The sequence below is a fragment of the Pseudomonas sp. MWU13-2862 genome (assembly GCF_023242495.1).
Taxonomy (GTDB): Bacteria; Pseudomonadota; Gammaproteobacteria; order Pseudomonadales; family Pseudomonadaceae; genus Aquipseudomonas; species Aquipseudomonas gingeri_D.
The window spans coordinates 503,052-525,608 of the sequence record NZ_JALMEZ010000002.1 but is presented as its reverse complement, the minus strand read 5'-3'; the positions used below and the strand labels follow the sequence as shown (position 1 = coordinate 525,608).

Genomic DNA, 22,557 nt, shown 5'->3' with positions numbered 1-22,557 from the left:
GAAGTTGGCCGCACAATCACAGGTCCATGTTGAGGGTGTAGGTGCCCGTAAGGCTGGCCTTGGCCAGTACATGCCCTTGCAGTGCATCCAGAATATTCGCGCCGTTAACCGGGCCCGATATCACGAGGCTGGGCACGTCCAAAGCGTAGACAGTGAACACGTAGTGGTGCAGCCGCTCGTCATTCCACGGCGGGCATGGGCCATCGTACCCGTAGTACTCGCCGGACATTTGTGGGTCCGATGCAAACCAGGCGGTGTAGTCATTGAGGCCATGGCGTTGGCCATCGCCGGTTTGCGGACCGTTTTTGCCTCGGGGGGTGATGCCGTTGCTATGACTCCCTTCGGTAATTTCCCGCTGGTTGGCAGGAATATCGATCAAGAGCCAATGGTAAAAATCGACGCGCGGCAAGGACGCGGCAATGACTTTACCTTCCTGATTCACATCATCGCCCACACTCGGGACGTCTGGGTCGTGGCATATCAGAACAAACGATTGAGTATGCTCCGGGACTTCTGTCCACGCCAGATGTGGGTTGCGGTTGCTCGAGAGTGTGTAGTGGCTCTCCGCGTTCGGAACAGCAAAGGCGTATTCCCCCGGGATGGCGGCGTTGTCATCAAAGGCGTTACTGGTCAGTTTCATGGTTGGGCCTGAATAAGCAGTGAGGTATCGGACGCCTGGCTCATCGAGTGAATGTGGCACTCGGGATCGTGGCGTTTACCAGTCCTCGAGAAGGGACGGCTGCGGGAGTGATTTTAGAGTGGAAGTGAGTTTTGCCTTTGACCCAGCCAATCAGAAACTGAACACATCCAGTCAACTTGGGCCAGGTATAGGCATGCGTGGAGGCAGAAGAAAAGGTACTGGGTCGTAAGTCTCTGCGAAAGGGCAGGGAGCCCCTACCGTCATTACTACCTCCTGATCCTTCTCAACTATGCTTATGCCGTACCAAACCGGGAGCCGTTCCCCGTGAATTTTTCTGCGGACTGTTATACAGAGCAGTCGGAGCTATACAGCAGAATGGCTGTCGAAACAGAGAGCTAGGCGTCAATCGAAAGGAGGCATGAACATGACACGCGTCCGAGTTGCGGGTTTCACTATCTCGCTTGACGGATACGGAGCGGGCCCGAATCAGGAGTTGAATCATCCGCTCGGCGTGGGCGGGACAGATTTGCACCAGTGGTTAATCCCAACACGCACCTTCCAGCGCACCCTGTTTGGCGCCGACGGCGGCACAACGGGGCTCGATGACGACTTCGCTGCGCGGAGCTTCAAGAACGTGGGTGCCTGGATTCTTGGAAGAAACATGTTCGGACCGATTCGCGGCCCCTGGCCCGACATGAACTGGAAAGGCTGGTGGGGAGACAACCCGCCCTATCACGTTCCAACGTTCATCTTGACTCATCACCCGCGCGCGCCCATCCATATGGAAGGCGGAACGACGTTCTACTTTGTCACCGGCGGTATTCACGAGGCGCTTGAGCAGGCGCGCGATGCCGCCAACGGAATGGATGTGCGCATTGGTGGCGGGCCTGACACGATCCGGCAATATCTTCGTGCCGGCCTGATCGATGAGCTGCACATCGCTATTTCGCCGGTCCTGCTGGGCGGGGGAGAGCGATTGTTCGAGGGGGTTGACGCGCGCGCCCTGGGATACGAATGCGTTCAGTTCGTCGCATCGGAGAAAGCCACCCATGTTGTACTCCGGCGCCAAGGGGGCAATGGCGCTTAACAACCGATGCGCTGTCTGCGCCCATACCTGATCCGCCCGGTTCAGCGGATAGGCAGAATGGCCCGGATACGGGGATCGCGCGCGTAGAGGCCGCCCCAGGTCATGGCGCCCAGAAGCAGGGAAATGATTTCCGGCGGCGACCCCAACTCACCCATGCGGACATGGGCGCAGATGGCCCCTCCCAAAAAGCCCGTCACCAGGATCGCGCCGAGGACGGTGGTGGCCGGGATGGCGTAAAGGAGGGCGCAGGCGAGTACGATCGGACCCACCACACGGGTCAGGTCCATCGCGAACCCGGTTTCCTGCAACAGGCTCGCGATCTGTGCCGGCGCAAAAAGCTGAACGGTGCCGTCTGCCACCAGGGCGATAACGACCAACGCGCTCATGATCCGGCCGACCCACAGGGCGCGATGCGAGGTCATGATTTCAGGCACATGATGCAGATTCATCGTTTCGGACACTTGTCTTTCTCCGCTGGGGTTATCCAGTTTCGAAGCTTACTGTGTCTCCGGGATGTTATAAGCACTGACAAAGTGAACATACTGTTCTCTCTGTGGTGAACAATTCCGAGGCCCGAACATGCAGAATCTCGAACCCCTCCTCATATTCATAACAGTGGCGGAAATGGGTAGCTTCACCCGCGCGGCCGATAGCCTGGGTATCCAAAAGGGCAGGGCCTCGACGGTGGTCCGCAAGCTGGAGGAGGAGATGGGTGTCAGGCTCCTGCACCGGACGACGCGCAGCGTGCAGTTGACGGAGGATGGACGCGCATTTCATGCCCGTGCCCGCGATCTGCTTGCTGATGTCGATGACCTGCACTCGATGTTCGCGGATGATCGCGTGACACTTCGCGGGCGTTTACGGGTCGATTTCCCGACCGAGGTGGCACGCGCCACTATCGTGCCGGCCTTGCCGGCCTTCATGGCGGCTTATCCCGAGTTGGAGTTGGAGGTGTCGAGTACGGATCGGCAGGTCGATCTGGTGCAAGAAGGGTTTGACTGTGTATTGCGGCTTGGCCCCATAAGGGACGAGACGCTGATTGCCCGTCCACTGGGCCAGTTGCCCATGGTCAACGCCGCCAGTCCCGCCTATCTGGCGCGCTATGGTGTCCCTCGAACGCTGGAAGATCTCCAGCGTCAGGGACATCAGATCATTCATTTTTCGACGATGTTGGGTGCAAGACCCTATGGATGGGAATATCCGGACGGCGACAGCCACGCGACGCTTCAGTTGCCAGGTGCGCTACACCTCAACAGCGCGCAGACCTACGAAGCGGCGGCCCTCGCCGGCCTTGGCCTGATTCAGGCACCGCTCTTGGGGATCGGCCAATATTTGGAGAGCGGATCACTGGTAGAGATCCTCCCCGATTTGCGTCGCCGAGCGCTGCCCGTGTCCCTCGTCGTCGCACATCGGAGCAATCTGTCGCGCCGGGTCCGGGTATTCATGAAGTGGGTCGAAGATGTGCTGAGGCCGCATCTGCAATAGCGAGGCGAACCTCTTCGTCCGTCCCCAACCGGAGGGGCTTGGATTTCAGGCACTCTGAGATTTTCCGGATCGCAAGTATCCGGCAATCAAAGCGACACGCGCGCCATAGAGGCGTGCCGTCTCCAGATCCCCTGGCGACATCTCTTCAGGGGAAGCATCGGCAGGTGTCTGCGCCATCGGAGCGATATAGGAGCCCATGCGATTCAGGTCATCGCGCTTCGAAGCCTTGACGTTCGCCGGCTTGATATCCATACCCACCCAGATGCCAGCGTGCTGCCCGGAGAGCAGGAAGAAGTATTCAAGGGTATTGAGCTTGTCGCCGTTGATACTGGCGCTGTTGGTGAAGCCGCCAAAGATCTTGTTTTGCCATCCGCCCTCAAACCAGATCTTCGAGGAGGCGTCCGCGAATCTCTTGAACTGCCAGCTAGGACCTCCCATGTAGGTCGGCGAACCAAACAGGATGGCATCTGCGCCGGCGAGAACTTGCCAGGCATCCTCGGCAACATTCCCCTCGGCGTCGATTGCAACGAGCACAGCGCCGGGGCCGGCGCCTTCAGCGATGGCGGTTGCCATACGCGCGGTATGGCCATAGCCCGAGTGGTAGACGATGGCTGTTTTAATCGAAGTGGTGTGTGGATTCATGAGTGCTTCCCTGTGTGATTCGTGCTGGTGGGTGACATGGGAATCACTCTACTGGGGCGAAAATGCGTTATAAATCACGGTAGATCGAACAGTCTGTTATCGCTCTGGTGAACAATGGCAACCCCGTGTGCCAGGGAAACTCCACCCATTATCGAAGGAAATTGATCTATGAGCCGACCCCCAGAAGGACTTCCCATTTATCGCGTACTGACTGGCCCCGATGACGCCGCCTTTTGCCACCGCGTCAGTGACGCCTTGAGCATGGGGTACGTGCTGCATGGTTCTCCTGCAGTCACTTTCAACGGGCAGCAGGTGATCGTTGCGCAGGCAATAATCTGGTCCGCAGGTGCTACCTCCGCCAAATAGTCAGCGACTATCTCCTGGTGCGAGGACGGCCGCTTTCCCTACAATCCGAGGCCTCATGAACAAGCAACTTGCTTGGCGGGGCATCTTCCTGGCTCCGAGGCCTCATGATCCTTTTCACCGCTTGCAGGTCATTGGTCGCGATAGGGCACTTCTTCGTCCGGGCCCAAGTACACCGGTACCCGCCATCCCACCTCGCGTAACGAGTGCTGAACCTGGTCTTGAACACCCAGCAGTGTGGCAAAGATGGCCATGCGTACGGCGATACCGTTATCCGTCTGTTTGAAGATGGTCAGTCGCGAGTCGGAGTTGAGATCGACGCTGAGGTCATTGGCGTCCGGGCGCGAGTCCCGTGGTAGCGGATGCATGATCAGGGTGCGGGCACCGCAGGTGGCGTTGACCAGGGCCTGGTTGATCTGGAAGTCGGCGTTGTAGCCCTCCAGCGTTTCCTGCTGGGCAAAGCGCTCTTTCTGGATGCGGGTGGCGTAGACCACATCCGCGCCCTTCAATCCACTGGGCAGGTCGTAGGTCTGTTCGACATGGTGCCCATTGCGTGCAAGGTGCTCCACCAGGCTCTCGGGCAACATCAGCGACGGTGGCGAGATCAGGGTGATCCTCAAGTTGCGGTACAGCGCCAGCAGTTTGCTCAGCGAGTGCACGGTGCGGCCGTATTTGAGGTCGCCGACAAAGACGATATGGGCGCCATCAATCAGCTTGTCCAGGCGCGAGAATTCGCGTTGGATTGTGTAGAGATCGAGCAATGCCTGGCTGGGGTGTTCACCCGGCCCGTCGCCGGCATTGATCACCGGCACGTGAGTGGCACGGGCAAACTCGGCTACCGCTCCCTGCTCTGGATGGCGCACGACAATGGCATCGGCGTAGCCGCTGATGACCCGGCTGGTGTCATGGATCGACTCGCCCTTGGCCATTGAGGAAAAGGTAAATCCGGTGGTGTCGCACACCGATCCACCCAGGCGGGCGAAGGCTGAGCTGAAACTCAGGCGGGTGCGGGTGCTGGCCTCGAAAAACAGATTGGCCAGTACCGCACCTTCCAGTACGCGTGTGGTTTTCTGGCGGCGTGCAATCGGCTGCATGATGTCGGCGACACGCAACAGCGCCTCTACCGAGTCGCGGGTATAGCTGTCCACCGACAACAGGTGTTGGCCCGATTCACTGTTACCTGCTGGATGGGTATCTACACTCTGTGTATAAGCCGATGTCTTTTTTAGAATTTCCAGGACGAACCGCTGGGCAATCTCCGGCATATTACGGACTTCTGGCGACTCGTCTGGCAACAGCCAGCTATCCAGGGCTCGCCTGGAAACGCCAATGCGCTGCGCCAATGCGTCACGGGTGAAGTTCAGGCGGCGCATGGCATCACGCAGAAAAACTTGCTGGGACATGGGGTATGATCTCGAATGATATATACACGCTGAGTATTATTGAGCGCCAGTAATCTTAACTCAAGCGTGGTTTTTCGGCTGCGCTCCTGGCGATTGTCGGCAGGTTATCCGGCCCGGGTGAGATCTACCGTTGACGAGCGATACGGAGGGCGTTACGTTGAATTCAATGAATACATTTTTCGTTACCGCCACGACAACCACCACCACGACCGCCATCGGCGGGCCGCGGGGAGGTTGTGCGCTCTAAACACTGGCCACGATTTAACCGAAAAGCCCCGCCGGAAACGGACGGGGCTTTTTTGTGCTCTTCGTCCTTCCGGCCCATAAAAACGTCAGGGAGAGAAGGATGGACGATGTTGATCACCGCGAATCGGGGAATAAACTTGATTTGCGAAGAATTCGGTCTGCAAGTAACGCCATGCAATCAATGAAGGTTCGCCGGGCTTCGTCGCCTTTTGATCGATTCACGGGCGGCATTGGCTTGGCAACAACGGTCCTGCTCTTTCTGCAGCTTCTCGTCAATCTCTCGGTGTTCGGGTCTTTTCCGCTGCTGGCTGCCTTTCTCAGTGTCGAGCAACATTTGAGTGCCGGCGACATCGCGAGCGTACTCACCGTGAGCCTGCTGTCGAGTCGGCTATTGCCGCTTATCCTAGGATTCGCTACCGACCGCTTCAATAGCCGAGTGCTGGCTTCGTCAGGCCTGGCCTGCCGTGCCATGGGATTCATCGGCTTGGGCCATGTCCTTGATTTCCCCGCGTTGCTCGCCTGTGCCTTCTTGAGTGGACTCGGCGCAGCCCTCTATGAAACGACCGCGTACTCCGTGTTCGGCAGCCTCAAAACAGACATCCGTTCGCGTGTATTCGTTTTGAATAATCTTGTACTTAATCTGGGGGCGCTGGTCGGGCCCATGGTGCTGTTCTTACTGCCTGCCCATGGCGGCGCTTTTCCATTTGAGGTGAGCGGTTATATCTTCGCTGTGTTGGCTTTGGTGGCACCGTTCGCAGCGGTACGGACGCACGGGCATGAAAGACCGAGGCGGGTTGCCTCTGCGCTTTTTGAGGTTTTCCATGACAGGCAATTTCGAAGACTCTGCATCGCACTTATCCCGTTCTGGGCGGTGTACACGCAAATTTATGTGTTCATCCCGCTGACTTTCGCTCAGGGAGCGTCAGGGTATAACGGTGTGCGACCGTTCTACATCGCGAACGCTTTGTTCGGTGTCTTAACCGCGCTGCTGGGAATGCGATGGTTCCAGCGCGCGAGGTGGCAATCCCTGATGTCTATCGGTCATCTCGCGCTGCTCGCCTGTTTCGCGCTGGCGGCGCTCATTTTCCTGGGTGAATGGAACTCGCAGCAGTCTCTGCTGATCCTCGTCGGCATAGCTTTAGTTTTCACCTTTGGCGAAAGCCTCATCTTGCCCGCGTCGAATATCGCTCTTGCTGAACTGACGACCGAGAGCAACGCTGGAAGCTATTTCGGCGCGTCAGCAGTCTCTTGGGCGATAGGTGGAGCACTGGGAAACTATCTGGGCAGTATGGGCGCGCGATGGACGCCGATCAGCATGGGTTGGCTCGTCTTCGCTTTTGTCAGCATGATCGGGTTACTTTGTTTCAAGAGGCTTGAACGGACACCGGCATAAGGCAACGAGCGTGTTGCAGCAGGGTGGGGCTCACGGCCGATGGTTCGCTCTCAACAACAGTTCCGCGGGCCAAGATTCATCGCTGTCACGAGCAAGCCAGACAAGTGAGTGTTGACGCAACGACTCTAGGACAGCGCAAGAATCCAAGGCGCACCCAGGCCCAGCAGCAGAATGAGAAACAACCCGCCGAAGATAGAGCCCAGGCGCCAGTAATCGGCACTGGGCAGATAACCACTGCCGTAGTAGACCGGGCTCGGCCCCGTGCCATAGGGTGTGATGATGCCCATCAGCCCCAGCGACGTGCCCAGCAGCAGCGCGAAGGCTTGCAGATCGATGCCGCTCACCCCCATCCCGGCCGCCAGCATCACCGGCAGCAGCGCGGTGGTGTGGGCGGTGGAGCTGGCAAACAGGTAATGGGCCAGATAAAACACCACCACCAGCAGCATCATGGCAACGTTTGGAGAAAATCCATTCAGGTGGGCCGCGACGAATTGACCAAACCACGGCACAAAGCCCACCCGTGTCAGCCCGTCGGCCAGGGCCACCAGGGTGGCGAACCAGGCGAAGGTGTTCCAGGCGGCCTTGTTGCCCAGTGCGTCATCCCAAGTGATGACCTGGGTCAGAAGCATCAACACGATGACCAGGATGCCCACCAGGGCCGGGTCAAGCCAATCCCCCGCGAATATCCACAGTCCGAGCGCACTCACCACCAACGCCAACAGGATCTTTTCGCGGCGAGACAGTGGGCCCAGATCTATCAGTTCGCGGGCCGCCCAGGCCGGCACTTCTTCGTTGCTCTTGATCTGTGGCGGATACAGCCAGTACGCCAGCAAGGGCAGCACTGCCAGTAACAGCAGGCCGACCGGTGCGGCGGCGATAAACCACTGGCCCCAGGAAATATGCACGCCGGCGATTTTTTCGATCAGGGCCGAGGCCAGCAGGTTGGGTGCCAATGCGGTCATGAACAGCGAACTGGTGACACAGGTGGAGGCGATGGCAACCCACATCAGATAGGAACCGATGCGCCGGGCGCTGGGGTCGTTCGGCTTGGAGTCGTAGAGTCCGGGCAGGTTGCGAATCACCGGGTAGATGGTCCCGCCACTACGAGCGGTGTTGGACGGGGTAAAGGGCGCCAGCACCAGGTCCGCGAGCATGACGGCATAGCCCAGGGTCAGGGTCTTGCGGCCCATGCGCTTGACCAGCAGCAACGCGATCCGCCGCCCCAGCCCGGTCTTCTCATAGCCCAGGGCAAACATGAAGGCGCTGAAGATCAACCAGACCGTGTTGTTCGCGAAACCCGACAGGCCCCATTTCAAGGCCTCCGCGGGCACCTTGAAACCTGGGCTGGCCAGTTGTTCCGGACTGAACAGCACCCAGGGGGCCAGCACCGCCGCGACCGCGACCCCGATCAGGCCAATCACGGCGCCCGGCAGCGGTTCGAAGATCAGGCCGACGACCACCCCGGCGAACAGGGCGAAAAAATACCAGGCATGGGGGGCCAACCCGGCCGGTGCCGGCAGGAGGGCGAGCACCAGGGCAACGCAAGGTGGCAGCAGAAATGTCCAGAGATTACGCACGATCGAGTTCCTAATAATACCGGGGCTGAATGCGAGTGAAGGGTGATTGCAGGTCATCAACCCACGGCAATGACTTGAGCGGCGTATTCGTTGCGAAATTGCTTCAGGGAGCTGAGCACCACCGTTGCCGCGCCATCGATCAGGCCACAGCGGCCGCTGCCCGGAAGCAGATGGCAGAGACTCTCCAGTGCCTTCAGGTCATCGGGCAGGCCCATACCGGTATCGATTCGCCGCAGCAACCGCGAGAGTTGATAAGTCCCGGCTTTACACGGCGGGCACTGGCCGCAGGAGCCCGCCGCAAAGAAGTCGACGTACTCCGCCACCTTGCGCACGATGCTGGTGCCCTCCGAAATCACGATCATGGCCCCGGTCCCCAGGCTTGAACCGCGCGCCTTGAGCGTATCGAAGTCCAGGGGCACATCCAGGTCCTCCGCGCCCAGCAGGGTATTGGAAGGACCGCCGGTGAATACCGCCTTGAAGGCGCGTTCGCACAACATGCCACCACCGTGCTGGAAAATCAGCGTGCGCAACGAGGTGCCCATCGGTAGCTCGTACAGGCCTGGCCTGAGTACGTCCCCGGAGAGCGAGTAGAGCTTGGTCCCGCAGGCGTCACCCAGGCCCAGGTCTCGGTACCAGGCGGCGCCATGGCGCAGGATGTGGGCAACATGGGCCAGGGTTTCGATGTTGTTGATCAGCGTCGGTTGGCCATGCACGCCACTTTGCGCGGGGTAGGGCGGTTTCTGCCGGGGGAAGGGGAAGCCCCCTTCGACACTGGCGATCACCGCGGTTTCTTCGCCGCCGATATACAGGCCCGAGCTTTCCACCACCGCAAGGTCGATCGGGCGATTCTGCTGCCGGGCGACTTCGGCCAGGAGGGCGCAGCCCCGCCATTGCTCGACGGCCTGACACACAACGGCCACTGCGTTGTGCTGGTGCGGGTTGACGTAGAGGTAAACGTGATTGGCCCCTGTGGCCAGCGCGGCAATCAATGCGCCCTCGATCACCTGATGCGGCGACTTTTCCAGTAGCTCGCGATCCTTGAAGGTGCCTGGCTCATCCTCGTTACCGTTGCACAGGACATACTTTTCCAGCTCCGCGGGCTGCTCCGCCACGGCGGCCCACTTGCGATGGGTGGGGAAACCGGCGCCACCCAGGCCGCGCAGGTCTGCCTCGGCCAGGGTCGGGAGGATGCCGCTCGGATGGCTGAGTGCGGCGCGCAAGCCTTCACCGCCGCCCTGGGCGAACCAGGCATCGAGGTCGGCGCCCACTTGTACGGCGGGGGCGAGTAATACGAGTTGAGTCTTCATCTCAGGCATCTCAGTAAGGCAGCGAGTCGGCGTGAGTGGTCGGCAGTGCACCCTTGGCCCGGTGGGGCACGGCACTGTGCCGGCGCAGGTCGAAGTTGCCGTACCCGGGAAACAGCTCGGGGCCGTAGACGTCCAGCGGCAAGCCGGCGGCGATCAACTGGCGTTGCCAGTCGTACACGTGGGACAGGCCGACCTTCGGCGCGGGCGTGGGGTCGGCGGTGTGGGCCGCGTGCTCTCCAGCCCGGCGTCCGAAGGTGATGATCTCTGCCAGGGCGTTGCCCATCATGCGATTGCGGCCATGGATGCCGCCGCTGATTTCGCCGACGCAGTACAGCCCGCGTACCGAGGTCTCGCCGTTCTCGTTGATGGCCACGCCACCGTTTTGATAATGCAGGGTCGGCCGGACGATCAGCGGTTCCACGGCCGGATCGATACCGCACTGGGCCGCGACATGTCCCAGGCTCACCAGGCGTTCCTTGAGAATCCCCGGATGGCGGCGCTCCAGCCCGGGGGTATCGAGCAAGACGCCCAGTTGCCCGTCACGCTCGACGCCACGGCCTTCGGCGCATTCCTTGAGGATCGCGGCGGACACCACATCGCGGGTTTGCAGTTCGGGGATGAAACGCTGCCCCAGGCCGTTCACCAGATAGGCGCCGGCCGAGCGCGCGGCTTCGGAAACCAGCCCGCCGACACGATGCGACGGCCAGGCCAATCCGGTGGGGTGATACTGGAAGGAATCGATTTCGCGCAGGCGAGCGCCAAGACGATAGGCCAGGATCAAGCCGTCGGCGGTGGCGCCATAATGGTTGGAAGTGGGGAAGCCATTGAGGTGCAGGCGCCCGGCGCCGCCCGTGGCGAGTATCACGCGGCTGGCGCGCACGAGGATGAAGCTGTGTCGTTCCAGGTTGTAGAGTACGCCGCCCACGCAGGTGCCGCTTTCATCGGAGAGCAGCTCGACCAGAGGGCAGCGGTTCCACACGCTCACCCGCTCTTCCAGCTCCACCGCCTCGCGCAGCACCCGCATCATCTCCAGACCCGTGTAGTCCTTGAACGAGAGGATGCGCGCACGGCTGGCACCGCCGGGCTTCTTGCGCAGCAGCTTGCCACCGATCAGGCCGCCCTCGGCGAGATCGAAGTGCATGCCGCGCTCGATCAGCCAGCGGATAGTCTCCGGCCCCGACTGGGCGAGGCGCGCCGCCAGCGTTCGATCGGCACAGAGGTGGCCGGCGCGCAGGGTGTCTTCAAAGTGAATCTGGGGGCTGTCGTCCTCGCCGACGGCCGCCTGTATACCGCCCTCGGCCATCACCGTATTGCTGTCGCCCAGGCGCAGCTTGGTCGCGAGGATGACATGGGCACCGTGCTCCACGGCGGTCAGCGCCGCCGCGCAACCGGCACCGCCGCCGCCGATAATCAGCACGCCGGTATTGACCACCGGGGCACCGGCCAAGGCCGCGTCATCAATTTGCGCGTTGCTGTGCAGGCGCTCCGTCAGTTCGCGTGGGCAATGCTCCCCGCGATTCACGCCCACCTGCAGCGGCGTATTGGCCCCCACCCGATAGTCCGGGTGGAAGGCGTGCAGCAGTGCCTGTTTATCGAAAGCTTCAGAGGCGGGCTCGCAAGCGCTGGCGCGCAGTTGGGCCAGGGCTTGCGGATAAGGAATACCGGACATGTCGTGTTCCTTATTCCAGCGTTACGTTGGGGTCGACGTTCATCACGCCGCGGTTGATCTGGCTCAGGCGCTGCATCAGGTCCGCCGGTCGAAAGCCGACGGACGCTGACATCCGGCGTATGTAGAGGCCCAGATGGTTCGGCGAAATATGCTCGGGGCAGGCGATGGTGCACAGGTTGCACATGATGCATTCGTCGAATACCTGGCTCGCCGACAGATCCCCGACGGCGGCCAGGTTGACGCCTTTCTGCACCTCCAGGCCCTTGGGGCAGGCGCGGTCGCAACCGCCGCAGTGCCGGCAATGGCTGGCTTCGGGAAAGGTGGCGGCAATGCGCTCCGAGATGTTCCAGGTGTCATCCCAGTCATGGAGGTTGTAGGTGTGGTGCCGGTTCATGGGCAGATGGTCGAGGAAGCTGATCTGCAAACCCTGCTCGACCCGGGTTTCGCAGGCCAGGGCGGTGCTGACCTCCCGTTCGCCGGCGCGCCGGATCAGCACCCGGCACGAGCCACAGACGCCTTGGCCCATGCAGCCGACCGCGTCGATAAGCGGTTGTCCCGAGTCGATAACGGCTTCCAGGATCGAACGCAGGGCGCTGGTTTCGATCAGTTCTCCATTGATGGTGACCTGAACCGGGGATGTTGGCATAAAAACTCCTGAACGCCCCGCAAACGGCAAGGGCTCAAGGGCAGCCTAGAGCATCACGGCCAGAGGGGAACTGATACGGCTCAATAAAACCGAACACGCTCCTGTCGAGTTTGTCGTTTGCAGATGCTTAAGCCGCCCAAGTGCCCACCGAGACATCTGGAGCAGGGCTGTCATACACTGGATGCCCCTTACGTTGAGGTCGATTCATGAGACGGGTGCTCGGCTGCTGCCTGCTGTCTTTCCTTGCTTTCTCGGCTACCGCAGCGGATCTGCGCATGCTGACCGATAACCATCCACCCTTGCATTTTCAGCGCGGCGATGAGTTGGTGGGGTTTGGCGTTGACGTGGTGCACGCTCTCGCAGAGATAACCGGCGATCATGTGCATATTGAACAGACGCCCTTGCTTAGGGCCTTGCAAGTCGCTGGCACGGGCTCGGACACGGCAGTTTTTACCGTACTGCGTACTGCCGAACGCGTGCCGCACTACCAATGGGTAGGCCCATTGCTGGACGTCGAAACGGCACTCTATGCGGGATCTGGAAAAGCACCGCCGTTGCATAGCCTGCAAGACGCCAGTGCCGTCGGCCGAATCGCACTGCCGCGTAAATGGCTGGCTTACGATTACCTGAAAAAACAGGGGATGAGTAATTTGTACGGCGTGGAAACCCCCGAGCAGATGATGCGATTGCTACGCCTGGGGCGAACAGATCTGATCGTCGCGGATACGCTCACCATCGCCACGCTGGCTCATGAGGCCGGGCTCAAACCTGACGAACTGCACTACCAATGGCCACTGATGACGCAGGGCGCCTATATCGCCTTTTCCCCACAGACGGACGCCCACCTGGTTGCGCGCTGGCAGAACGCGTTCGACGAGATGAACCGTGATGGGCGCCTGCAACAGCTGAAGCAGCGTTGGTTGCTTGATCGCGTAACAAAGTGAGCCCGGTACTTGGACGGGGTCTTAGTCGCGTTTCCGGCTTTACCCGCGACGCCACTGAGAGTGTCGCTTGCATACGACTTGGATCGAACGGGCCATGTGGACTGGCGACGAGCCTGACCGTCTCGAGTACAACCAGGAGGTTGAGATCGAAACGCGTCAGATCGCCATTCATAAACAAACCACCGACCCGCTAGATCGGGCTCTTGGTGGCATACAATTTTTTGGCTTCAGCAAAACACTTTTCGGCGATGGCCGAGCGTGGTTCGGTTTTACGCATCACCAGGCCCAGGGGCGCAAGGACGCTGGCATCCGGCAGGTTGATAAAGGCCAGGTTCTCGATCGGATTATCCAGGCCACTGTCCAGCGGCATGATTGAACAGCAAAAACCTTCGTGGATCGCCTGGAACAACTGATACGTCGAATCGCTTTCGAGTATTGGCTGTGGGTCGAGGCCGCGGCTGCGGAAACTCAGGTCAATGGATTTTCGATAGTGCATGCCATTGCTGATCATCCCCAGGGGCAGCTCGGCGGCGTCTTCCCAACTCATTTCCGTGCCTTCGAAATGGAAATGGCGCGTGTCGTAAAGCAGGCCGACGCGGGTCTCGCCCAGTTCGAAAAACTCCAGGTAATTGGGGTTTACGTGGTCGAGATAACACACGCCCAGGTCCAGTTGATTAGTGCCCAGCGCTTCGATGATCTGGTCCGAACTCATGGAGGACAAACTGAACTTGAGCTCCGGGAAGGTCTGGGACAGACCCTGGATGTAGCTGATCGGGCTGAAGCCGCTGAGCGGCACCAGGCCCAGGCGCAGGTTGCCGACCAGTTGACCGCGACAGGCGGCGGCTTCGGCGAACAACCCGTCATGGGCGGCGAGCAAGGTTTTGGCCCAGGCCAGCACGCGTTCACCGGCCTGGGTGAACCCTTCGAAGCGCTGGCCCCGGGTGACCAGTTCCAGGCCCAGTTCATCCTCAAGATTGCGCAAACGCATGGACAGCGTCGGCTGGGTAATGTGGCAGCGCGCGGCAGCCTGCCCGAAGTGTCGAGTCTGCTCCAGCGCGATCAGGAATTTGAGTTGCTTGATGTCCACGATGGCACCTGCTGAGGAGTAAATAAGAGGTCAGTATTGAGGCCGCTGTGCAGAACGCAGGGATGGTTTCGGTAATCCTGGTCCGGCCCTTTGAAGCAATGCCGTGGGCGTTATCCGATGGACGCCGATGGCCAGCCTGTGGGGTGCGCAGACAATCTCACTGTCCTGTCCGTGTGTCCAATCACAAGCATTGAATGGCTGATCGATTGACTCAATCAGCGGCGAAATGACCCGGGGAAAAATCATTGATAGAGGCACTCGATAACCCGGTCAGCCGTAACGATTAGACAGTCATTGTTTTAGCGCCTTAGCCTCTGGCAATTGTTTTGATGATGGCCTGCCGGAGAATGACATGAACGTGAAATCGGATGCATTGTTTGTACCCTTGAATATTGCCGTATTGACCGTCAGCGATACCCGGGAATATGCCAATGATACCTCCGGGCAATTGTTGGTCAGTCGATTGCTGGAAGCAGGGCACAGCCTGAGTGAGCGTAACCTGCTCAAAGATGATCTGTATAAGATCCGCGCCCAGGTCGCTACCTGGATTGCCGATGAGCAGATTCAGGTGGTGTTGATTACCGGGGGCACCGGCTTCACGGGCCGCGACAGCACGCCCGAGGCCGTGAGCTGTTTGCTGGATAAGCAAATCGATGGTTTCGGTGAGTTGTTCCGGGCGATTTCCATTCTCGATATCGGCACGTCCACGGTACAGAGTCGCGCCTTGGCCGGGCTGGCGAACGGTACGCTGGTGTGTTGCCTGCCGGGCTCGACCGGTGCCTGCCGGACCGCCTGGGAAGGCATCCTCGCCGAGCAACTGGATGCGCGCCACAGGCCGTGCAATTTCGTGCCACACCTCAAGTCGGTGCCCCTCTGCGGGACGCGGGGATGAGCCAGTCACCTCTGATACCGGTGGAGGAGGCCATTGCCTCGCTGCTGGCCATGGCCCAGGTGCAACGTCTGCAAGAAAGCGAGCCGGTCGCATTGAGTGAAGCCCGGCAACGGGTGCTGGCCAATGATCTGGTGGCGACACTGGACCTGCCTCCCTGGCCGAACAGTGCCATGGACGGTTACGCCTTGAATATCGACGACTGGAACGGCCAGCCGCTAGCCGTGTCGCAGCGTATTTTTGCCGGCCAGGCGCCGCAGGCATTGCTCGCGGGTACCTGCGCTCGAATCTTCACCGGAGCGCCGGTACCCGAGGGGGCCAACAGCGTCGAGATGCAGGAGAACGTCGAGCTGATGGAGGACGGTCGCGTCCGTTTCAAACAGCCGCTGAGCGTTGGCCAGAATATTCGTCCGCAAGGCCAGGAGAACCGTGCCGGGCAGGTGCTGCTGCAGGCCGGCAAACGACTCGGGCCGTTCGAGCTGGCCATCGCGGCGGCGCAGGGCTGCACCCATGTGCCGGTGGTACGGCGTCCACGGGTCGCGCTGCTGTCCACGGGCGACGAACTGGCCGAGCCGGGAACGCCGCTGGAACCCGGCTGTATCTATAACAGCAATCGCACATTGCTCAGCCACTGGTTGAGCGCCTTGGGTTGTGAGGTCATCGATGGCGGCATTCTTCCCGACCAGCCGCGGCACACGCGGCTCAAGCTCGAGCAACTGCAACAGGCCGCGGACTTGATCCTGACCACCGGTGGTGTGTCTGCCGGTGATGCCGATTGCCTCGGCGAGGTGCTGCGCCAGTGCGGCAAGCCGTTATTCTGGAAACTCTCGATCAAGCCGGGTAAACCCCTGACCGTGGGGTACTTTGGCACCGTGCCGGTCATCGGTCTGCCAGGCAATCCGACGTCGGCGCTGGTGACATTCGGGCTACTGGCCCGGGCTTACCTGTTACGCATCCAGGGTGTCGAAGACGTCACGCCCTTGAGCTTCCCGGTTAACGTCGGTTTTGACTGGCCGAAAGCAGGAAACCGTCGGGAATACCTGCGGGCCAAACTGGAGGAGGGGCGGGCGGTGCTGTATCCGAACCAGAGTTCAGGTGTGTTGCTGGGCGCCTCCTGGGCCGACGGGTTGGTCGAAATCCACGAGGGTTGTACGTTGCAGGTCGGTGATACGGCACGGTTTATTCCCTTCTGCGGCTTGTTCTGATGCGCTGCATTCCCCCCAACCGGGTTGGGGGGATTTCATGCATCCCAGCGATTCGCCGCCAGCCGATCGCTCTCTCTTCCCTCTACCCAGCGCTCACCGGACGGGGTGTGTTCACGCTTCCAGAAAGGCGCGCGGGTTTTCAGGTAGTCCATTAGAAACGCGCAGGCATCGAAGGCCGCGTGGCGATGTTCGCTGGCAACGCCGACAAAGACAATGGGCTCGCCGACCTTCAACAGCCCCACGCGGTGGACGAGGGTCACCCGTTGCAGCGGCCAGCGTTCATGGGCCTGATCGACGATCAGTTGCAATGAGCGCTCGGTCATTCCCGGATAATGCTCAAGGTACAAGTGGCTGACCTTATCCCCTTGATTACGATCACGCACATAGCCCACGAAGGTGGCCACGGCACCGATGCCAGGGTCTTCGGCGTGTAAGCCGTGGGTCAGTTCACCCAGATCAAACAACTCGGTCTGAACCTGAACAGCCATCACTCAACCCCCGGTCACTTGGGGGAAGAAAGCGATCTCATCGAAGTCTTCTATCGGCGCCGCGGGCGTACACAATTCCTGGTTCAGCGCGCACATGAGGCTGGTTTCGCCGAGCACTTCCCGCCAAATCGCGCCTCTGGCGCCCAGTCGCTCCCTGACGTCGTCAATGGTTTTCAAGGACCCGTCCAGCGCGATTTTTTCGCCTTCGATGCCGAGTTGTTCCCGATAGCGGGCAAAGTAGTTGATCAGGATCATTGGACGTCACCGGCGACAAAGGTACCCGATTTTCCGCCCTGTTTTCTGAGCAACTGGACACGTTCAATGACCATTCCCCGGTCGACGGCTTTGCACATGTCATAGATCGTCAGCGCCGCCACACTGGCCGCCGTCAGGGCTTCCAGTTCGACGCCGGTTCTGCCGTTGAGCCGGCAGGTGCTGACGATTTTTATGCTGTCGGGCTCCTCGGCGCTCAGCTCGACGTGAATCGAACTCAGCATCAATGGGTGGCATAACGGGATCAGTTCATGGGTTTTCTTCGCCGCCATGATCCCGGCGATTCGGGCGACTGCAAACACATCACCCTTGGGGTGGCCATTTTGCTGGATCAGTTTCAAGGTGGACGGCAACATGCGTACCCAGGCTTGTGCCTGTGCCTCACGGTTGCTCGGGTCTTTATCCGTGACGTCGACCATGCTGGCCCTGCCTTCGGCGTCCAGGTGCGTCAACGTGTGTTCGAATGCGTTCATGGTGGTCCTCGGATCAGTTCAGTACAAAATCGATGGGTTGGAGTACGGGAGGGAGCTCCGTGGCGCCGGTGGCACCCAGTACTTCACGTTCAATGTTGCGCACGATGGCATTGGTTGGCAGGTCGTTTTCGTCGTGGCCAAAGGGGTCCTCCAGTTCGTCGCCAATTGCGTCCAGTCCGAAAAACGTGTAACTCACGATCGCGGTGAAAACGGGTGTCAGCCAACCCAGTGGCTCGGCCATTGCGAAGGGCAACAAGATGCAGAACATGTAACTTGTTCGGTGCAGCAGGAGTGTGTAGGGGAAGGGCAGCGGCGTGCTTTTGATCCGCTCGCAAATCGTCTGTGTCGTGGTCAGGCTGCTCAAATGTCCGGCCATCAACATATAGCGCCATTCGCTGATGCCCCCTGATTCGACGAGTGTCGAGCATTGTTGGCTGACTCGACACAGAACACTTTCCGGAATATTGAGTGCGTTGAAAGAGGGCAATCTGTCCAGCCAGGGCTCGGCCACGCTCAGTTCGTCTTCCTGGCGAAGCCTGGCGTTGAGCGCATGGGCGAATCCGCAGAGGTTGCGCAGGATCTCGCTGCGCTGGCGGGTGTCCTTGATGACTTGAGTTTCCCGAATCATCCCCCGTATATCCATCACCATCGCCCCGAGCGCCTTGCGCCCTTCGTACCAGCGGTCGTAACAGGCGTTGTTGCGAAAACTCATGAAGATCGACAGTGACAAGCCCAGCAGTGTGAAGGGCGTGGCGTTGACCTTCGAGAAGTACGCGGGGTGGAGGGTTTCGACCAGCACAATCGCCGAAGCCAGCAGTGCCACCAGAAGGCTTCGCAACGCAATCCGCTTGGCCACAGAACCCTTGAGTGAAATCAATACATTGATCAGGTTGGGTTTGGCTCTGACGATCATGGAAAACAACCTTATGAAAAATAATGAAACCGGGCAGGCTATCCGCCGGTCATGTTCATGAAACGCACCACTTGCACCTCGTCATTGAGTTCGAAGTTGTGTCGGTACGGCTTGATTTTCATCGCTTCGGTAATCGCCTGCTCCAGCCGCTGCGGTTCGCCTGGGTGGCGGCGCAGTACGTCCTTCAAGTCGACCGAATGCTCATTGCCCAGGCATAGCAGGAGGCGGCCCTCGACGGTCAGTCGAACGCGATTGCAGGTCCCGCAGAAGTTATGGCTGTGGGGTGAGATGAATCCCAGGCGAATGTGCGGCGCTTCTGCCAGGCGCCAATAGCGCGAAGGGCCCTGGGTCGATTCCGCGGAGTCGATGAGGGTGTAGCGTTCGGCAATCCGTTCACGTACTTGCATACTGGAATAGAACGCTTCGGCACGGCTGTGCTCGCTGATGACACCCAGCGGCATTTCTTCGATGAAGGAAATGTCCAACCCGCGTTCAATCGCGAATGCCACGAGATCGTTGATCTCGTGATCGTTGCGGCCTTTCATGACGACGCAATTGAGTTTGGTGTGTTGAAAGCCGGCGGCATTGGCCGCGTCGATGCCCGCGATGACCTTGGCCAGATCACCGGTGCGCGTCAGTTCGCGGAAGCGATCGGGGTCAAGGCTGTCGAGGCTGATATTCAGGCGCTTGAGCCCCGCCTCGAACAGCGGTGCCGCCAACGTGCCGAGCTGCGAACCATTGGTGGTCATGCATAACTCGCGTAGACCCGGCAGCGCCGCAATGCGCTTGCACAGGTCGACCACGCCTGGGCGAATCAACGGCTCGCCACCGGTCAGGCGGATCTTTCGAGTGCCCAGGGCCACAAAGCTCTGCGCCATTTGATAGAGCTCTTCCAGCGTCAGAATGCGTTGGCGCGGCAAGAACTCCATGTCTTCGGCCATGCAATAAACACAACGGAAGTCGCACCGATCGGTAACCGACATTCTGAGATAGTCGACCGGGCGGGAGAAACGGTCCATCAATATACGATCGGTCATCACAGCCTCCAGCAGTGGGCAGGTCCACTGTTATATGAGGGCCTTGTTGAGTGGAGGCTAAAGTTGTTTTTAGTTCTCGTCTAATCACTATTAATAACCGGCTGATCGACCCAATCTATGGGGCGAAAATGTGCCTTGTTTAAGGGCGTGTTAAATTTTCAATGTGTTGATTTTTAAGGTTTTTTATCTTGATAGATTGTTTCGATGGGGCGGTCATTAAGAGTGATTAGACAGGTGTGGCACACACCGAATAGGCTGGATTCGTCATCCCGAATTGGGCCCATTCGTTGGCCCTGCGTGAATAAATCCGTTGTGGGCGTTAACTACGTGCGCATGGATGTGCGCATAAAAACAGCCGTTAACAATGACTTTAAGTCAGGCCGCTGCCTGCGTGCAAAGTCTTGGAGAAATACCATGAGCGAAGTTGAACGTTATAAACCGTACAAGGGAGCCGCCGCGGGTTGGGGGGCGCTGATTGCGGTCACCAGGAACTGGCTGGGCAGTGAAAACGCGTTCAAGAATATTCGAGCGATGCTCAAGACCAACCAGAATGGCGGCTTCGATTGCCCGGGTTGTGCCTGGGGCGAGTCGCCGGAAAACGGCATGGTCAAGTTTTGCGAGAACGGCGCCAAAGCAGTTAACTGGGAAGCCACCGGGCGGCTGGTCAACCCGGCGTTTTTCAACAAATACAGCGTGTCGTCGCTTGCGGCGCAAAGTGACTATTGGCTTGAATACCAAGGGCGCCTGACTCATCCGATGCGCTATGACGCTGTGGCTGATCGTTATGTCGAAACCAGTTGGGACGATGCCTTTGCCCTGATCGCCAAACACCTGAACGCACTGACTTCGCCCGACCAGGCCGAGTTCTACACCTCGGGCCGGGCCAGCAACGAGGCTGCTTATCTTTATCAGCTGTTCGTTCGCGCCTACGGTACCAATAACTTCCCCGACTGCTCGAACATGTGCCACGAAGCGAGTGGCCTGGGCATGGACGACAGCGTTGGCGTCGGTAAAGGCACGGTGACGTTCGATGACCTGGAAGAAGCCGACGCGATTTTCGTCATCGGCCAGAACCCTGGCACCAACCACCCGAGGATGCTTGAGCCACTGCGCGAAGCGGTGAAGCGGGGCGCACAGGTGATCTGTTTCAACCCGCTGAAAGAGCGTGGCCTGGAGCGCTTTCAGCACCCGCAGCATCCGCTGGAAATGCTCACCAATGGCTCTGAGCCGACCTCGTCCGCCTACTTTCGTCCTGCACTGGGCGGCGACATGGCCGCGTTCCGTGGCATTGCCAAGTTTCTCTTGCAGTGGGAGCGTGAAGCGCTGCTGAACCATGGCGAGGCAGTGTTCGACCGTGCGTTTATCGCCGAGCACACCTCGGGCCTGGACGCTTATCTGGCGGAGCTTGATGCCACGTCGTGGGAGCACATCGTTGAACAGTCCGGCCTGACGCTGGAAGATATCGAACTCGCCGCGCGCATGTACCGTCGTGCCAAGCGGGTCATCATGTGTTGGGCGATGGGCGTGACCCAGCACACTCACTCGGTCGTGACCGTGCAGGAAATCATCAACGTGCAGTTGTTGCGCGGCAATATCGGCCGGCCGGGGGCAGGGCTGTCACCGGTGCGCGGGCATAGCAACGTACAGGGCGACCGCACCATGGGCATCAACGAACTGGCCCCGCCGGAGTTGATTAACGCACTGGAAGCACGCTTTGACTTCAAGGTTCCGCGTCGCCACGGCCACAACACGGTGATGGCGATTGCGGCGATGGAGGAGGGGCGTTCGAAAGTGTTCATCGGCCTGGGCGGCAACTTCGCCCAAGCGACGCCCGACAGCCCGCGCACCCACGACGCCCTGCGCAACTGCGACCTGACCGTCCATATCGCCACCAAGCTCAATCGCAGCCATTTGGTCACCGGTCGTGAGGCCCTGATTTTGCCGTGCCTGGGGCGTACCGACATCGATATGCAGGCGCAAGGGCCACAAGGTGTGACGGTGGAAGACACCTTCAGCATGGTGCACATTTCCCACGGCCAACTGAAACCCAAATCGCCGTTGATGCGTTCGGAACCGGCGATCATTGCCGGGATCGCCAACGCGACACTGGGCAAACACCCGATCGACTGGCTGTGGGCGGTTGCCGATTACAGTCGCATCCGTGACCTGATTGCCGACACCATTCCCGGCTTCAAGGACTTCAATAAAAAACTGCTGCACCCCGGCGGCTTTCACCTGGGCAACGACGCCGCCCAGCGCATCTGGAAAACCACCACCGGAAAAGCGCAATTTGCCCCGAGCGTGTTGCCGGCACACCTGGTCAGCGAAGGTGTGCGCAGCCTGGCCGTGAAACCGGACCTGATCCTGCAAACCATGCGCTCCCACGATCAGTACAACACCACGTTGTACGGGCTTGATGACCGTTATCGCGGCGTCTACGGCATGCGCGACGTGGTGTTCGTCAATGAGCAGGACATTCGCAAACTTGGTTACGAGCCGGGGCAAAAGGTCGACATGATCTCGCTCTGGGGCGATGGGCGTGAGCGCAGAGTCAGCGGTTTTACCTTGATCGCCTACGACATTCCACCGGGCCAGGCCGCAGCCTATTACCCGGAAACCAACCCACTGGTGCCGCTGGAAAGCTACGGCGACCGCACCTTTACGCCGACCTCGAAGTTCATCGCGATTCGCCTTGAGCCAGCAGCGGTCAGCAACCTGATCCAGTCCTCTGGCGCTTGAACCGGGCCGGGGCGGCGTGAGCGTCGCCCCGATTTTTCCTGATCATCGGGC

General features: G+C 59.8%; 22 protein-coding genes. 8 read left to right on the top strand and 14 right to left on the bottom strand.

Features of this window, described 5'->3' with window-relative positions; all coding sequences use genetic code 11:
- Positions 1-16: 16 nt before the first annotated feature.
- Positions 17-640, bottom strand: coding sequence for a YbhB/YbcL family Raf kinase inhibitor-like protein (locus M5C56_RS05795; protein ID WP_103499750.1), 624 nt, complete (start codon positions 638-640; stop codon positions 17-19).
- Positions 641-1,064: 424 nt separating this feature from the next.
- On the opposite strand from M5C56_RS05795, the gene M5C56_RS05790 reads away from it, so the two are divergent.
- The gene (locus tag M5C56_RS05790) at positions 1,065-1,727 is read left to right on the top strand and encodes a dihydrofolate reductase family protein (protein ID WP_177104613.1); all 663 of its coding nucleotides are present in this window, start codon (positions 1,065-1,067) and stop codon (positions 1,725-1,727) included.
- 41 nt (positions 1,728-1,768) lie between these two features.
- Here the strand turns inward: M5C56_RS05790 and M5C56_RS05785 are convergent, their stop codons facing one another.
- A complete protein-coding gene (locus M5C56_RS05785) occupies positions 1,769-2,188 on the bottom strand; it encodes a DoxX family protein (RefSeq protein ID WP_103498888.1) in 420 nt (139 codons plus the stop codon).
- A gap of 118 nt (positions 2,189-2,306) precedes the next feature.
- On the opposite strand from M5C56_RS05785, the gene M5C56_RS05780 reads away from it, so the two are divergent.
- Positions 2,307-3,212, top strand: coding sequence for a LysR family transcriptional regulator (locus M5C56_RS05780; protein ID WP_103498889.1), 906 nt, complete (start codon positions 2,307-2,309; stop codon positions 3,210-3,212).
- Between the two features lie 45 nt (positions 3,213-3,257).
- Here the strand turns inward: M5C56_RS05780 and M5C56_RS05775 are convergent, their stop codons facing one another.
- Positions 3,258-3,854 carry a flavodoxin family protein gene (locus tag M5C56_RS05775; RefSeq protein WP_103498890.1) on the bottom strand — a complete coding sequence of 199 codons (597 nt, stop codon included), beginning with the start codon at positions 3,852-3,854 and terminating at the stop codon, positions 3,258-3,260.
- A 168-nt stretch (positions 3,855-4,022) separates the two neighbouring features.
- Between M5C56_RS05775 and M5C56_RS05770 the strand changes: the two genes are divergently transcribed.
- Positions 4,023-4,220 (top strand): DUF1737 domain-containing protein, encoded by a 198-nt coding sequence (locus M5C56_RS05770; protein WP_103498891.1) that lies wholly within the window; start codon positions 4,023-4,025, stop codon positions 4,218-4,220.
- A gap of 128 nt (positions 4,221-4,348) precedes the next feature.
- Here M5C56_RS05770 and M5C56_RS05765 read toward each other — a convergent pair whose 3' ends face one another.
- A complete protein-coding gene (locus M5C56_RS05765) occupies positions 4,349-5,620 on the bottom strand; it encodes an aspartate carbamoyltransferase (protein ID WP_103498892.1) in 1,272 nt (423 codons plus the stop codon).
- Between the two features lie 346 nt (positions 5,621-5,966).
- Here M5C56_RS05765 and M5C56_RS05760 point away from each other — a divergent pair, with 346 nt between their 5' ends.
- Entirely contained in the window at positions 5,967-7,259 is a 1,293-nt protein-coding gene (locus tag M5C56_RS05760; protein WP_103498893.1) for an MFS transporter, read from the top strand.
- Positions 7,260-7,384: 125 nt separating this feature from the next.
- Here the strand turns inward: M5C56_RS05760 and M5C56_RS05755 are convergent, their stop codons facing one another.
- Genes M5C56_RS05755 through M5C56_RS05740 form a run of 4 tightly spaced genes read right to left on the bottom strand, consistent with a single transcriptional unit; the run spans position 7,385 to position 12,458 of the window.
- Positions 7,385-8,836: an anion permease gene (locus tag M5C56_RS05755; protein ID WP_103498894.1), complete on the bottom strand. Its 1,452-nt coding sequence runs from the start codon at positions 8,834-8,836 to the stop codon at positions 7,385-7,387.
- 56 nt (positions 8,837-8,892) lie between these two features.
- On the bottom strand, positions 8,893-10,143 hold the full coding sequence (locus M5C56_RS05750) for an NADH-ubiquinone oxidoreductase-F iron-sulfur binding region domain-containing protein (RefSeq protein ID WP_103498895.1): 1,251 nt from the start codon (positions 10,141-10,143) through the stop codon (positions 8,893-8,895).
- 10 nt (positions 10,144-10,153) lie between these two features.
- On the bottom strand, positions 10,154-11,812 hold the full coding sequence (locus tag M5C56_RS05745) for an FAD-binding protein (protein ID WP_103498896.1): 1,659 nt from the start codon (positions 11,810-11,812) through the stop codon (positions 10,154-10,156).
- A 10-nt stretch (positions 11,813-11,822) separates the two neighbouring features.
- The gene (locus M5C56_RS05740; protein ID WP_103498897.1) at positions 11,823-12,458 is read right to left on the bottom strand and encodes a 4Fe-4S dicluster domain-containing protein; all 636 of its coding nucleotides are present in this window, start codon (positions 12,456-12,458) and stop codon (positions 11,823-11,825) included.
- Positions 12,459-12,664: 206 nt separating this feature from the next.
- Between M5C56_RS05740 and M5C56_RS05735 the strand changes: the two genes are divergently transcribed.
- A complete protein-coding gene (locus tag M5C56_RS05735; protein ID WP_103498898.1) occupies positions 12,665-13,402 on the top strand; it encodes a transporter substrate-binding domain-containing protein in 738 nt (245 codons plus the stop codon).
- A 190-nt stretch (positions 13,403-13,592) separates the two neighbouring features.
- Here the strand turns inward: M5C56_RS05735 and M5C56_RS05730 are convergent, their stop codons facing one another.
- The gene (locus tag M5C56_RS05730) at positions 13,593-14,489 is read right to left on the bottom strand and encodes a LysR family transcriptional regulator (protein ID WP_103498899.1); all 897 of its coding nucleotides are present in this window, start codon (positions 14,487-14,489) and stop codon (positions 13,593-13,595) included.
- A gap of 352 nt (positions 14,490-14,841) precedes the next feature.
- Here M5C56_RS05730 and moaB point away from each other — a divergent pair, with 352 nt between their 5' ends.
- Together moaB and glp are read left to right on the top strand one after the other, a co-directional pair.
- Positions 14,842-15,381 (top strand): molybdenum cofactor biosynthesis protein B, encoded by a 540-nt coding sequence (moaB, locus tag M5C56_RS05725; protein WP_100940289.1) that lies wholly within the window; start codon positions 14,842-14,844, stop codon positions 15,379-15,381.
- Positions 15,378-16,583, top strand: a complete 1,206-nt coding sequence (gene glp / locus M5C56_RS05720; protein WP_103498900.1) for a gephyrin-like molybdotransferase Glp — start codon at positions 15,378-15,380, stop codon at positions 16,581-16,583. The genes moaB and glp overlap by 4 nt, the downstream gene beginning before the upstream one ends.
- Positions 16,584-16,618: 35 nt before the next feature.
- Here glp and moaE read toward each other — a convergent pair whose 3' ends face one another.
- Genes moaE through moaA form a run of 5 tightly spaced genes read right to left on the bottom strand, consistent with a single transcriptional unit; the run spans position 16,619 to position 19,767 of the window.
- Positions 16,619-17,071 (bottom strand): molybdopterin synthase catalytic subunit MoaE, encoded by a 453-nt coding sequence (moaE, locus tag M5C56_RS05715; protein WP_103498906.1) that lies wholly within the window; start codon positions 17,069-17,071, stop codon positions 16,619-16,621.
- Between the two features lie 3 nt (positions 17,072-17,074).
- Positions 17,075-17,326, bottom strand: a complete 252-nt coding sequence (locus M5C56_RS05710) for a MoaD/ThiS family protein (protein WP_103498901.1) — start codon at positions 17,324-17,326, stop codon at positions 17,075-17,077.
- Positions 17,323-17,817, bottom strand: coding sequence for a cyclic pyranopterin monophosphate synthase MoaC (gene moaC / locus M5C56_RS05705; RefSeq protein ID WP_103498902.1), 495 nt, complete (start codon positions 17,815-17,817; stop codon positions 17,323-17,325). The genes M5C56_RS05710 and moaC overlap by 4 nt, the downstream gene beginning before the upstream one ends.
- 13 nt (positions 17,818-17,830) lie before the next feature.
- Positions 17,831-18,730 (bottom strand): bestrophin family protein, encoded by a 900-nt coding sequence (locus M5C56_RS05700; protein WP_103498903.1) that lies wholly within the window; start codon positions 18,728-18,730, stop codon positions 17,831-17,833.
- Between the two features lie 38 nt (positions 18,731-18,768).
- Positions 18,769-19,767, bottom strand: a complete 999-nt coding sequence (gene moaA, locus M5C56_RS05695; protein WP_103498904.1) for a GTP 3',8-cyclase MoaA — start codon at positions 19,765-19,767, stop codon at positions 18,769-18,771.
- Positions 19,768-20,181: 414 nt separating this feature from the next.
- Here moaA and M5C56_RS05690 point away from each other — a divergent pair, with 414 nt between their 5' ends.
- Positions 20,182-22,506 carry an FdhF/YdeP family oxidoreductase gene (locus tag M5C56_RS05690; protein WP_103498905.1) on the top strand — a complete coding sequence of 775 codons (2,325 nt, stop codon included), beginning with the start codon at positions 20,182-20,184 and terminating at the stop codon, positions 22,504-22,506.
- Positions 22,507-22,557 lie beyond the last annotated feature (51 nt).

What these genes read in the sequence shown, in the direction of transcription:
- M5C56_RS05795 (WP_103499750.1), bottom strand. Translation starts at nt 640, where the DNA reads ATGAAACTGACCAGTAACGCCTTTGATGACAACGCCGCCATCCCGGGG.
- M5C56_RS05790 (WP_177104613.1), top strand. Translation starts at nt 1,065, where the DNA reads ATGACACGCGTCCGAGTTGCGGGTTTCACTATCTCGCTTGACGGATAC.
- M5C56_RS05780 (WP_103498889.1), top strand. Translation starts at nt 2,307, where the DNA reads ATGCAGAATCTCGAACCCCTCCTCATATTCATAACAGTGGCGGAAATG.
- M5C56_RS05775 (WP_103498890.1), bottom strand. Translation starts at nt 3,854, where the DNA reads ATGAATCCACACACCACTTCGATTAAAACAGCCATCGTCTACCACTCG.
- M5C56_RS05770 (WP_103498891.1), top strand. Translation starts at nt 4,023, where the DNA reads ATGAGCCGACCCCCAGAAGGACTTCCCATTTATCGCGTACTGACTGGC.
- M5C56_RS05765 (WP_103498892.1), bottom strand. Translation starts at nt 5,620, where the DNA reads ATGTCCCAGCAAGTTTTTCTGCGTGATGCCATGCGCCGCCTGAACTTC.
- M5C56_RS05760 (WP_103498893.1), top strand. Translation starts at nt 5,967, where the DNA reads ATGGACGATGTTGATCACCGCGAATCGGGGAATAAACTTGATTTGCGA.
- M5C56_RS05750 (WP_103498895.1), bottom strand. Translation starts at nt 10,143, where the DNA reads ATGAAGACTCAACTCGTATTACTCGCCCCCGCCGTACAAGTGGGCGCC.
- M5C56_RS05745 (WP_103498896.1), bottom strand. Translation starts at nt 11,812, where the DNA reads ATGTCCGGTATTCCTTATCCGCAAGCCCTGGCCCAACTGCGCGCCAGC.
- M5C56_RS05740 (WP_103498897.1), bottom strand. Translation starts at nt 12,458, where the DNA reads ATGCCAACATCCCCGGTTCAGGTCACCATCAATGGAGAACTGATCGAA.
- M5C56_RS05735 (WP_103498898.1), top strand. Translation starts at nt 12,665, where the DNA reads ATGAGACGGGTGCTCGGCTGCTGCCTGCTGTCTTTCCTTGCTTTCTCG.
- moaB (WP_100940289.1), top strand. Translation starts at nt 14,842, where the DNA reads ATGAACGTGAAATCGGATGCATTGTTTGTACCCTTGAATATTGCCGTA.
- glp (WP_103498900.1), top strand. Translation starts at nt 15,378, where the DNA reads ATGAGCCAGTCACCTCTGATACCGGTGGAGGAGGCCATTGCCTCGCTG.
- moaE (WP_103498906.1), bottom strand. Translation starts at nt 17,071, where the DNA reads ATGGCTGTTCAGGTTCAGACCGAGTTGTTTGATCTGGGTGAACTGACC.
- M5C56_RS05710 (WP_103498901.1), bottom strand. Translation starts at nt 17,326, where the DNA reads ATGATCCTGATCAACTACTTTGCCCGCTATCGGGAACAACTCGGCATC.
- moaC (WP_103498902.1), bottom strand. Translation starts at nt 17,817, where the DNA reads ATGAACGCATTCGAACACACGTTGACGCACCTGGACGCCGAAGGCAGG.
- M5C56_RS05700 (WP_103498903.1), bottom strand. Translation starts at nt 18,730, where the DNA reads ATGATCGTCAGAGCCAAACCCAACCTGATCAATGTATTGATTTCACTC.
- moaA (WP_103498904.1), bottom strand. Translation starts at nt 19,767, where the DNA reads ATGACCGATCGTATATTGATGGACCGTTTCTCCCGCCCGGTCGACTAT.
- M5C56_RS05690 (WP_103498905.1), top strand. Translation starts at nt 20,182, where the DNA reads ATGAGCGAAGTTGAACGTTATAAACCGTACAAGGGAGCCGCCGCGGGT.